Source organism: Xanthomonas sp. LMG 12460 (assembly GCF_009192895.1).
GTDB lineage: Bacteria > Pseudomonadota > Gammaproteobacteria > Xanthomonadales > Xanthomonadaceae > Xanthomonas_A > Xanthomonas_A sontii.
In genome coordinates this window covers 89,362-99,894 of record NZ_NKUH01000037.1, presented here as the reverse complement: position 1 = coordinate 99,894, position 10,533 = coordinate 89,362, and the positions used below count along the sequence as shown (strand labels likewise).

Below are 10,533 nucleotides of genomic sequence, written 5' to 3'. Positions count from 1 at the left end.
CATGACAGTTGACTCCTACAATCCATCGGCCGCCGTAGTAACAGCAAGTGCAAGAGCAAGTGCGATAGCGAGAGCAAGTGCAATAGCAAAGCTTTCGCCTTGCGGCGAGTTACTTTTCTTTGCTTGTGCAAAGAAAAGTAACCAAAAGAAAGCACACCCTGCCTCGCGCCCTCCGCGCTAACGCGCTCCGGGTCCGCGTCCAGCCCGGGGATCCGCGGAAGGGGCATCCTGCCCCTGCCGCGGACGGCGTACATCCATGTACGCCGCCCCTTCGGGGTTTTTCCCCGCGCTGGCCGCCGCTTCGGAAGGGAACCCGACAAGTCAAAAGCCGGAGCAACGGCAAAAACAACAGCAAAAACAACAGCGAAAGCCACGCTGCATCGCGCCCCTGATCGCCTCGAGCGAAGCGCGCTACACAGCGCGCCCCATGCTCAATGCCGGCAACGCCGCCGATGCCGGCGCCAGTTCCACAGATGCGCACTGGCCAACGCCAGACTGCCGCTCACCGTCATCGCGGTCTCGCTGGCCTCGTCGGGAATGCCGAAAGCGCCGGCCAACAGACCGAGCAGGCCCAGTGCCGCCAGCGTCCACAGCGGCCAGGGCAGCGCGTCGCGCCGGTGCCCGCGCCACAGCGCCAGCCCCGCCAACGGCGCGGCGATCGCCACGAACACCACGTGCACCCACTCGGCCTCGGCCCAGACGCCGAACAACGGCAGCGCCGCGGCCAGCAAGGGCAAGGCCAGGCAGTGCAGCAGGCACAGCCCGGACAACACCATCGCCGAGGCGTCGAAGAAGGATTGCGGCAGGGATTTCATGGACGATCACTCCAATGCACCAAGTGTTATATAGTAACATTTCCAGCCCGCCACGCCTCCGCGCCGATGCCCGCCATGTCCACGTCCGCCGTTTCCGATTCCCGCCTCCCCGTCACCGTCCTGTCCGGCTTCCTGGGTGCCGGCAAGACCACCCTGCTCAACCGCGTGCTGCACAACCGCGATGGGCGCCGGGTGGCCGTAATCGTCAACGACATGAGCGAGGTCAACATCGACGCGGCGCTGATCCGCGACGGCGGCGCCGCGCTCAGTCGCACCGAAGAGACCCTGGTCGAGTTCAGCAACGGCTGCATCTGCTGCACCCTGCGCGACGACCTGCGCCAGGAGGTGCAGCGCCTGGCCGAGAGCGGGCGCTACGACTACCTGTTGATCGAATCCACCGGCATCTCCGAGCCGATGCCGGTGGCGGCGACCTTCGCCGTGCGCGACGCCGACGGCCGCGGCCTGGCCGACGTCGCGCGCCTGGACACCATGCTCACCGTGGTCGACGGGGTCAGCTTCCTGCGCGACTTCGGCTCGGCCGAGCGCCTGGCCGACCGCGGCCTGCAGGCCGGGGACGACGACGAGCGCGGGCTGGTCAACCTGCTGGTGGAGCAGATCGAGTTCGCCGACGTGATCGTCATCAGCAAGGCCGACCTGGCCGATACGGCCACCCTCGACCGCACCCGCGCGGTGCTGCGCGCGCTCAACCGCGATGCGCGCATCGTCGAGGCCAGCCGCGGCGAGGTGCCGCTGGAGCTGGTGCTGGACACCGGCCGCTTCGATTTCGTGCGCGCGCAACTGGCGCCGGGCTGGATGCAGGCGCTGCGCGGCGAGCACGCGCCGGAGACCGAACAGTTCGGCATCGAAAGCTTCGTCTATCGCGCGCGCCGGCCGTTCCATCCGCTGCGCTTCGCGCGGCTGGCGCAACGCGGCCTGCGCGACGTGATCCGCAGCAAGGGCTTCTTCTGGCTGGCCAGCCGCATGGACTGGGTCGGCGAGCTGTCCATCGTCGGTGCGGCCACCCAGACCCAGGCCGCCGGCTTCTGGTATGCGGCGCGCGAGCGCGTGGATCGCGGCCTGCTGGATACGCCGCTGGCGTTGCCGCCGTCGCCGCTGCCGTATACCGAGCTGGGCTGGCAGCGCCAGCAGACCGCGTGCTGGAACGCGCCGCCGCCGCAGGCCGAGGAGGTCGGCGATGCGCGCGAGTACGCGGCGCTGCGGGCGATGTGGCATCCGCTGTGGGGCGATCGCCGCCAGGAACTGGCGGTGATCGGCGTCGGCCTGGACGAGGCGCGGGTGCGTGCCGAACTCGATGCCTGCCTGCTCGACGATGCCGAACTGCGGCAGGGGCCGGTGGTGTGGCAGGGGCTGGAGGATCCGTTTCCGGTATGGCGGCGCTGATGGGCCGGGAGTGGGGAATCGGGACTGGGGAATCGTGAGAGCGCGGTGCGGGCGCTGAGCGTTAGCCGCCTGCGCCCATCGCGATCAGGACGATCGCCGGCACCGCCAGCAGCAGGCCGAGGCGGTTCCAGCGGTTGGTGCGTTCGCCGAGCACGGCGATGCCGAGCAGGGTGCCCAGGCCGATCACACCCAGGTTCATCGCCGCGAACACGCTGGCCGGGCTGTCCGGCAGGGCCTGATGCGCGCGCACGTAGAACAGGATGTTGCCGAAGTTGAGTGCACCCAGCAGCAGGCCGGCGCCGAGGTTGCGCCAGGCCAACGGGACGGTGCCGCGCAGGTGGCGCCACAGTTGCACGCCCAGCAGCAGCACGAAAGCCAGCGCGAAGGCGACCAGCAGCGAGGCGGCGAACGGCGTGCCGGCCTGGGCGATGCGCTTGAGCAGCACGTCGATCGCGGCGAAGCCGACCCATACCAGCAGCAGCCACGGCGTGGTGCGCGCGGTGCTGTGCGCGGCCGCCTGCGGTCGCTGCACGATGCCGACGATCGCCAGCAGGCCCAGCGCCAGGCCGGCCAGCTTGGCGCCATTGGCGCGTTCGCCGAACCAGAGGAAGGCCGCCGCCAGCGACAGCAGCAGCGACAGCCGCTGCGCCGCGTCGGTGCGCACGATGCCGGCGTTGGCCACCGCGCGGCCCAGCACCAGGAACAGGCTCGGCAGCAACACGCCCAGCGCCAGCAGCGACACCCACGGCGTGTGCGCATCGCCCAGTGCGGCCAGCGGCGGCTGCAGCAGGGCGGCGCACAGCAGCAACGCCGCCAGGTAGTTCCAGGTCACCGCCTGGGCCAGGTCGATGCGCCGCTGCGGCGCCAGCTTCAGCAGCGCCGAGACCAGCACGCTGCACACCACACTCAACAGGACGAAGACCACACGCAGGATCCGGATCGGGAGGAAAAAGAACGCTGCGTGCACCGCTTCGGCATGTGGCCGCGACCCAGCCCCGGTATTATGACCGCATGACCTCTCCCGCTTTCCCCACCGCTTCCGGCGCACTGACGCTGCAAGGCCCCGCCGGCCCGATCGAGGCCGCGGTCGATCTGCCCGACGCCGACGTCGCCGCGCTGCCGGTCACCGCCATCGTCTGCCATCCGCTGTCCACCGAGGGCGGCAGCATGCACAACAAGGTGGTGACCATGGTCGCGCGCGCGTTGCGCGAGCTGGGCGTGCGCGTGGTGCGCTTCAACTTCCGCAGCGTCGGCGCGTCTGCCGGCAGCTTCGACCACGGCGACGGCGAGCAGCAGGACCTGGCCGCGGTGGCCGCCTGGGTGCGCGATCAGCGTCCGCACGACGCGCTGTGGCTCGCAGGTTTCAGCTTCGGCGCCTACGTCTCGCTGCGCGCCAGCGCCGCGTTGCAGCCGCAGGTGCTGATCTCGATCGCGCCGCCGGCCGGGCGCTGGGATTTTTCCGGCATGGCGCCGCCGCCGCAGTGGCTGGTGATCCAGGGCGAGGCCGACGAGATCGTCGATCCGCAGGCCGTGTACGACTGGCTGGAGACCCTGGAGGCACAGCCGCAACTGGTGCGCATGCCCGACACCAGCCATTTCTTCCATCGCAAGCTGATCGACCTGCGCGGCGCCCTGCAGCACGCGGTCAAGGCCTGGCTGCCGGCGGCGCAGGCGTGAGCGCGGCGGCATTGCCGTCGCTGCGCTACGCCGAGGGCGTGGCGCGCGGCGACTGGCGCGACGATCCGGCCCAGCATGCGGCGCTGGCCGAACTGGACCGCATCCACGTCGCGATCGTGGACGGCGACCAGGAGGGCTGGCTGGACCGGCTGTCGGCGTTCTGGAAAAAGCCCGAGCCGGTGCGCGGGCTGTATTTCTGGGGCGGGGTCGGCCGCGGCAAGACCTTCCTGGTCGATCTGTTCTACGACGGCCTGCCGATCGCGCGGAAGTACCGCACGCATTTCCACCGCTTCATGCGCGGCGTGCACGAGCGCCTGCGCGAGCACGCCGGGCAGAGCGATCCGCTGGCGAAGATCGCGCAGGAGTGGCGCAGCCGGCTGCGCGTGCTGGTGCTGGACGAGTTCTTCGTCACCGACATCGGCGATGCGATGCTGCTGTCGCGCCTGCTCGAGCGCCTGTTCGCCGAGGGCGTGACCCTGGTCACCACCTCCAACACCGCGCCGCAGAACCTGTACCTCAACGGCCTGCAGCGCGAGAGCTTCCTGCCGGCGATCGGCCTGCTGCAGACCTATTGCGTGGAGCTGTACGCCGAGGGCACCGAGGATTACCGCATGCGCGCGCTGACCCGCTCGCCGGTGTACCGCGCGCCGCTGGCCGAGGACAGCGACGCCTGGCTGGGCGAGCGCTGGAGCGCGCTGACCGGCAATGCCGAGGCGCGCCGCGGCAACATCGAACTGGAAGGGCGCAAGATCCCGGTACGTGCGCGCGGCAAGAGCATCGTCTGGTTCGATTTCGTCGCCTTGTGCGAAGGCCCGCGCGGTCCCAGCGACTACATCGAGATCGCGCACGAGTTCACCACCGTGCTGCTCGGCGGCATCCCGCACTTCGACCGCATGAACGAGGACGCGGCGCGGCGCTTCGTCAACCTGATCGACGAGCTGTACGACCGCCACGTCAACCTGGTCTGCACCGCGCAGGATCCGCCGCCGCTGCTGTACACCGGCGAGCGCCTGGCCGGTGCGTTCGAGCGCACCGCCTCGCGGCTGATCGAGATGCAGAGCGCCGAGTACCTGTCGGCGGCGCACCGGGTCTGAGCGCAGGAGCGTCTGCGGACGCTCAGCGCACCGCGCCGGGCGCACACAGCCCGGCGACGAAGCGCGGCATCAGGCCCGCGCCAGCGATCTCTTCCAGATAGGCAACTGCCGGGCAACTGGCGCCGCCTTCGCTGCGCGCGCAGCGCGCCGGCCCGGACGCGCCGTCCTGCGGCAACTGCCGGTCCATGGCCTGGCGCTGCGCTGTCGACAATCCATCGCGAAAGGTCTCCTCGGCATCGAGCAGATCGGCCGGGGTGAGCCGGTCGGTCGGCACGCCGGGGCACTGGCGACGGGTTTCCCGGGCCAGCGCGTCGGCGCCGGCACCGACCAGCACCGGGCCATCGGGCAGGGTGTTGGGCACGGCCTTGGACATCACTGGGGCAGCGCCGAGCGCGGCCAGCAGCAGGAACGATGCGCGCATGCGGAAGCTCCTCTACGTTGCGCGCAGCGTAGTCCTGCGCCGCTGGCGGCACGAGGGCAGGGCGGCGCCCGCTTCAGCGAGGAGTCGGCGGGGCAAAATATCGCTTGCAATTAAATCGCGCGCTATGTAATGTAGTGCCCATGAACCGTACCTCTGCCCCCGACGCCACCGCCCTGCTGAAGCTGGATACCCAGCTGTGCTTCGCGCTGTATTCGGCCAACCTGGCCATGCACAAGCTCTACCGCGGGCTGCTGCGCGACCTCGGCCTGACCTATCCGCAGTACCTGGTGATGCTGGTGCTGTGGGAGCAGGACCAGCGCAGCGTGTCGGAGATCGGCGAGAAGCTGTTCCTGGATTCGGCCACGCTGACCCCGTTGCTCAAGCGCCTGGAGGCGATCGGCCTGCTGACCCGCAGCCGCGCCGCCGACGACGAGCGCCGTGTGCTGATCGCGTTGACCGCCGACGGCCAGGCGCTGCGCACGCGCGCGCAGGCGGTGCCGGAAGGCGTGCTGTGCGCGGTCGCCTGCGATCTGCAGCAACTGACCCGGCTCAAGCACGATCTGGAAGAGGTCCGCGGCAAGTTGCAGGCCGCCGCCTGAGCGGTTCCCGACCCGATCGCAGTCCCCTCTAACCCGCCCCTCTACCCCATGGCGCCGCGGCGCCGCCCTCCAAGGAGAACCACCATGGCTTCACCGACCACCATCGCCTACACCGCCACCGCCACCGCCACCGGGGGCCGCGACGGCCGCGCCGCCACCCCGGACAAGGCGCTGGACGTCAAGCTGTCGACCCCGCGCGAGCTGGGCGGCGCCGGCGGCGACGGCACCAACCCGGAGCAGCTGTTCGCGGCCGGCTACTCGGCCTGCTTCATCGGCGCGCTGAAGTTCGTCGCCGGCCAGGAGAAGGTGAAGCTGCCGGCCGAGCCGAGCATCGAAGGCCATGTCGGCATCGGCCAGATCCCGGGCGGCTTCGGCATCGCCGTGGAACTGCGCATCGCCGTGCCGGGCCTGGAGCGTGCGACGCTGGAATCGCTGGTGGAGAAGGCGCATCAGGTGTGCCCGTACTCCAACGCCACCCGCGGCAACATCGACGTCAAGCTGGTCGTGCTCGACTGAGCCAGCCGGAGGTCCGGGCCGGCGTCTGTGCCGGTCCATGACCACGCGCGAACGGGCGGCCACTGGCCGCCCGTTCGCGTTGCGGGCGCCTGCGCGTGCTGCCGTGCACATTGAGGGTGACCTGCGGCGATGCAATAGTGTGCGCTTGGTCAAATCGAGCGCGCCATGCTCAGTTCCGCCTACAACGCCGAGACCGTCGCCGCCTTCATCCAGGGCGCGCGCCGTCTGCTGGTGCTGACCGGTGCCGGCATGTCCGCCGAGAGCGGGGTGCCGACCTTCCGTGGCCAGGACGACAGCCTGTGGTCGCGCTTCGATCCCGAGCAACTGGCCACCGAGGACGCCTGGCGTGCCGACCCGGCCCTGGTCTGGGGCTGGTACCGCTGGCGCATGGCGATCGTGGCGCAGGCGCAGCCGCACGCCGGGCACCTGGCGCTGGCGCGCCTGGCCGAGGTCCGCCACACCACCCTGGTGACCCAGAACGTGGACGACCTGCACCAGCGCGCCGGCAGCGAGGTCGCCGCGCACGTGCACGGCCGCCTGTCGGCGCTGCGCTGCAGCGACTGCGGCCAGCCCTGGCGCGGCTTGCTGCCGCCGATCGACGTGCACACGCCCAGCCAGCGCCTGGTGCCGCCGGTGTGCGCGGCCTGCGGCGGCACGGTACGCCCGGGCGTGGTGTGGTTCGGCGAGGCGCTGCCGGCGGCGGAGTGGGCGCGCGCGCAGAGCGCGGCCGACGCCGCCGACCTGGTGCTGGTGATCGGCAGTTCCGGCCTGGTCTATCCGGCCGCCAGCCTGCCGCTGCAGGCCAAGGAGCGCGGCGCCTGCGTGGTCGAGATCAATCCCGAACCCAGTGCGTTGTCGGCCCGTGCGGATCTGCACTGGCGCGACAGCGCCGCGGTGGCGCTGCCGTTGCTGCTGCAGCAGTGCATGGTGGCCTGAGCGCGTTGCCGGCCGCGGAAGCTGCGCGCGGCGCTCAGCGCAGCGTGTGCAGGAACGCGTCCACCGCCGCGGTGTAGGCCGAGGGCAGGCCCAGGTCGCGGTTGAGTTCGGCGTGGCTGGCATCCTGCGGCAGCACCTCGACGCGGATGCCGCGGGCGCCGGCCTTGCTGGCCAGGTGGCGCGCCTGCGCGCAGGCATCGGCACGGCGGCTGGAGCACACCGCCAGCAGCGGCGGCGCGCTGGCGCCCATGACGTGGTACGGCGAGGCGGCGATCCAGTCGCTGCGCACGCTGCCGAACGCGCGGTCGTACAGCGGCAGATGCCGTTGCTGCATCACCTGCTCCACGTCCATCGCCGCACTGTCCAGCGCCACCGTGCCCAGCGGTCGGCGCGCCCCGGCCTGCGCCAGCAGGTCCGGCGACAGGTTCAGCAGGCTCACCAGGTGCGCGCCGGCCGAGTGGCCCATCAGCACCAGCCGCGCCGGATCGGCGCCCCACTGTGGCGCCAGTTGCTGGATCCGGGCGACCGCGCGCGCCACGTCTTCTGCCTGCGCAAGCGGCGTGGCCTGCGGCAGCAGGCGATAGTTCACCGACACCAGCACATGGCCCTGCGGCAGCCAGTGCGCGACCTTGTTGGCGGCCACGCCGGGGTTGTCTTTGTCGCCGTCGGCCCAGCCGCCGCCGTGCACCATCACGATCAGCGGCGCCTGACGTGCGCCGGCCGGCAGGTACACGTCCATGCGCTGCGCCGGGTCTGGGCCGTAGGCGACGTCGCGCAGCACCTGCGCGCCGGCGGGCAAGGGCGCGCGTGCGCCGTCGGCGCCGTCGCGCGTGGCCAGGCGCTGCAGCAGGCGGGCGCGCAAGCGCCCGTCCTGGGCGTGGACGGGGGCGGCGAGCAACGGCAGCAGCAACATCAGGGCGAGCAGGCCGTGGGTGGGCGAGGGGCGTGACAGGCGCATGGGCGGATCACTCCATGGAGGACGGAGAGGAGGGGCGTGGCGCGGCCGACGCGTGCGGGCGTCGGCGCGCGCCGGGCTCAGGCCGGGCGCAGATGCAGGATGGCGCAAAGGCCGTGTGGGGCGATGGGTTGCAGCAGCAACGCGCCGCGATGCTGGCGCGCGACGCGCTCGACGATCGCCAGGCCCAGTCCGCTGCCGCCATGGCCGCCGTGCACGAACGGCTGCAACGCGCGCGCGGCCAGCGCCGGGTCCAGGCCGGGGCCGTGGTCGCGCACCTCGATGCACCAGCCATCGCCGCCGTCGCTGTGCAGGCGCAGCTGGAACGGCGCCGCGCCGTGCCGTTCGGCATTGCCGATGAGGTTGCCGAGCGCGCGCTGCAGCGCCAGCGGCCGCCCGTGCAGCGGCGCCTGCGCGGGCAGGACGGCCTCCCAGCCGGGCTGCGCCGCGCCCAGTGCCTGCCGGCAGAGGTCGACCAGGTCCAGCGCGACGGCCGGTTCGTCGCGGCCGTCGCGGGCGTAGGCGATGAACTGCGCCAGGATCGCGTCGATCTCGCCGATGTCGCGCTCCATGCCTTCGCGCAGTTCCGGCTCCACCTGAGGCAGCAGCGCCAGCGCGTACTGCAGCCGGGTCAGCGGGGTGCGCAGGTCGTGGGAGATGCCGGCCAGCAGCAGCGCACGCTCGGCGGCGGCGTGGCGCACGTCGGCGCTGGCCGCGGTGAGCGCCTGCGCCAGCGCGGCGACCTCACGCGGACCGCCGGTGGCGATCGGTCCGGCCTGTTCGCCGCGGACCAGGTGCGGCGCGGCCTGCGCCAGTTGCCGCAGCGGCCGCACCAGGCGCCGCGCGACCAGCGCAGCGGCCAGCCAGACCAGCAGCGCGCAACCGGCCAGCATCGCCACCGAGAACCGGCGCAGGCCGTGCTCGCGCGGCTGGCTGGAGAACGCCACCCACAGCGGGGTCGGCGTGGCCAGTTGCAGCCACAGGGTGCCGTCGGCATCGCGGCGCAGCGCGCGCCCGGGGCCGAGCTGATCGGCCGCACGGCGCTGCATCGCGTCGGCCAGCGGGCCGGCGGCGCTGGCGGTGGGCGGCGCGCTGCGCAGTTGCAGGCCGGCCTCGCGCAACGCCGGCGTCAGCGCCGCGGCGGCCGGCGAGCGCTGCAGCGCCTCGGCGACATTGGCGAAACCGTGCAGCACGCGCAGTTGCTGCTGCGCTGCTGGCCGCAGCGCCAGTTCGCGGCCGAGCAGCAGCGCCAGCAGGCCGGCGCCGGCCAGCACCAGCGCGATCACCAGCGCCAGTTGCCCGAACAGGCTGCGCGGCCAGCCGCTGGCGCGGGAGGCAGGCGCGCTCATGCCTGCGGCCCCGGCGGCACGTACACGTAGCCCACGCCCCACACGGTCTGGATCAGCCGCGGCGTGCGCACGTCGTCCTCCAGCAGCTTGCGCAGCCGCGCGACGATCACGTCGATGCTGCGCCCCAGCGGCTCGTGTTCGCGGCCGTGCGCCAGGCTGGACAGGCGGTCGCGGCTCAGCGGCTGCTGCGGGTGCCGCAGCAGCACCGACAGCACCGCGAACTCGGCGGTGGTCAGCTTCAGCGGTTCGCCGTCGCGGCGCAGCTCGCGCCGGCCCAGGTGCAGGCGGAAGCGGCCGAAGCCGATCTCGCCGCCCTCCGGTTGCGGTGCGCCGGCGCCGCCCGGGCGGGTGCGCCGCAGCACCGCCCGGATCCGCGCCAGCAGCTCGCGCGGGTTGACCGGCTTGGGCAGGTAGTCGTCGGCGCCGATCTCCAGGCCGACGATGCGGTCGATCTCGTCGCCCTTGGCGGTCAGCATCACGATCGGGGTGTGGTCGCCCTGGCCGCGCAGGCGCCGGCAGATCTCCAGGCCGTTCTCGCCGGGCAGCATCAGGTCCAGCACCACCAGGTCGTAGTGGCCGCGCGCCAGCGCCTGCTGCAGCTGCATGCCGTCGGCCACCGTCTTGACCGCGAAGCCCTGGCGCTCCAGGTAGCGGCACAGCAGGGCGCGCAGGCGGTCGTCGTCGTCGACCAGCAGCAGGCGGGGAGCGGGCGCGGCATCGTCCATGGACGCCACTATCGGTTGCGCCGCGGCCCCGCGGCAACGGCCGCC

12 protein-coding genes are annotated in these 10,533 nt (G+C 72.1%); 6 read left to right on the top strand and 6 right to left on the bottom strand.

The window, feature by feature from the left end:
* Positions 1–431 precede the first annotated feature (431 nt).
* Positions 432–815 carry a MerC domain-containing protein gene (locus CEK66_RS09010; RefSeq protein WP_017911918.1) on the bottom strand — a complete coding sequence of 128 codons (384 nt, stop codon included), beginning with the start codon at positions 813–815 and terminating at the stop codon, positions 432–434.
* 75 nt (positions 816–890) lie between these two features.
* Here CEK66_RS09010 and CEK66_RS09005 point away from each other — a divergent pair, with 75 nt between their 5' ends.
* Complete coding sequence (locus tag CEK66_RS09005; protein ID WP_152236681.1) at positions 891–2,216, top strand: GTP-binding protein; 1,326 nt, start codon at positions 891–893, stop codon at positions 2,214–2,216.
* Positions 2,217–2,277: 61 nt separating this feature from the next.
* Here CEK66_RS09005 and CEK66_RS09000 read toward each other — a convergent pair whose 3' ends face one another.
* Positions 2,278–3,141, bottom strand: a complete 864-nt coding sequence (locus CEK66_RS09000; protein ID WP_152236680.1) for an EamA/RhaT family transporter — start codon at positions 3,139–3,141, stop codon at positions 2,278–2,280.
* Between the two features lie 86 nt (positions 3,142–3,227).
* Between CEK66_RS09000 and CEK66_RS08995 the strand changes: the two genes are divergently transcribed.
* Together CEK66_RS08995 and zapE are read left to right on the top strand one after the other, a co-directional pair.
* Positions 3,228–3,893: an alpha/beta family hydrolase gene (locus CEK66_RS08995; protein ID WP_148827221.1), complete on the top strand. Its 666-nt coding sequence runs from the start codon at positions 3,228–3,230 to the stop codon at positions 3,891–3,893.
* On the top strand, positions 3,890–4,987 hold the full coding sequence (gene zapE, locus CEK66_RS08990) for a cell division protein ZapE (RefSeq protein ID WP_152236679.1): 1,098 nt from the start codon (positions 3,890–3,892) through the stop codon (positions 4,985–4,987). Before CEK66_RS08995 ends, zapE begins: the two co-directional genes overlap by 4 nt.
* Positions 4,988–5,009: 22 nt before the next feature.
* On the opposite strand, the gene CEK66_RS08985 is transcribed toward zapE, so the two are convergent.
* On the bottom strand, positions 5,010–5,408 hold the full coding sequence (locus CEK66_RS08985; protein ID WP_152236678.1) for a hypothetical protein: 399 nt from the start codon (positions 5,406–5,408) through the stop codon (positions 5,010–5,012).
* A 140-nt stretch (positions 5,409–5,548) separates the two neighbouring features.
* Between CEK66_RS08985 and CEK66_RS08980 the strand changes: the two genes are divergently transcribed.
* The 3 genes from CEK66_RS08980 to CEK66_RS08970 all read left to right on the top strand — a co-directional run bounded on the left by CEK66_RS08980 (position 5,549) and on the right by CEK66_RS08970 (position 7,459).
* On the top strand, positions 5,549–6,007 hold the full coding sequence (locus CEK66_RS08980; RefSeq protein ID WP_152236677.1) for a MarR family transcriptional regulator: 459 nt from the start codon (positions 5,549–5,551) through the stop codon (positions 6,005–6,007).
* An 84-nt stretch (positions 6,008–6,091) separates the two neighbouring features.
* Positions 6,092–6,523 (top strand): organic hydroperoxide resistance protein, encoded by a 432-nt coding sequence (locus CEK66_RS08975; RefSeq protein WP_010342071.1) that lies wholly within the window; start codon positions 6,092–6,094, stop codon positions 6,521–6,523.
* A gap of 165 nt (positions 6,524–6,688) precedes the next feature.
* Positions 6,689–7,459, top strand: coding sequence for an NAD-dependent deacylase (locus CEK66_RS08970; protein ID WP_152236676.1), 771 nt, complete (start codon positions 6,689–6,691; stop codon positions 7,457–7,459).
* A gap of 34 nt (positions 7,460–7,493) precedes the next feature.
* On the opposite strand, the gene CEK66_RS08965 is transcribed toward CEK66_RS08970, so the two are convergent.
* The 3 genes from CEK66_RS08965 to ompR form a co-directional block, all read right to left on the bottom strand.
* Positions 7,494–8,417 carry an alpha/beta hydrolase gene (locus tag CEK66_RS08965; RefSeq protein WP_152236675.1) on the bottom strand — a complete coding sequence of 308 codons (924 nt, stop codon included), beginning with the start codon at positions 8,415–8,417 and terminating at the stop codon, positions 7,494–7,496.
* 77 nt (positions 8,418–8,494) lie between these two features.
* Positions 8,495–9,763 carry an ATP-binding protein gene (locus tag CEK66_RS08960; protein ID WP_152236674.1) on the bottom strand — a complete coding sequence of 423 codons (1,269 nt, stop codon included), beginning with the start codon at positions 9,761–9,763 and terminating at the stop codon, positions 8,495–8,497.
* Positions 9,760–10,488 (bottom strand): two-component system response regulator OmpR, encoded by a 729-nt coding sequence (gene ompR, locus CEK66_RS08955; protein WP_152236673.1) that lies wholly within the window; start codon positions 10,486–10,488, stop codon positions 9,760–9,762. The genes CEK66_RS08960 and ompR overlap by 4 nt, the downstream gene beginning before the upstream one ends.
* Positions 10,489–10,533 lie beyond the last annotated feature (45 nt).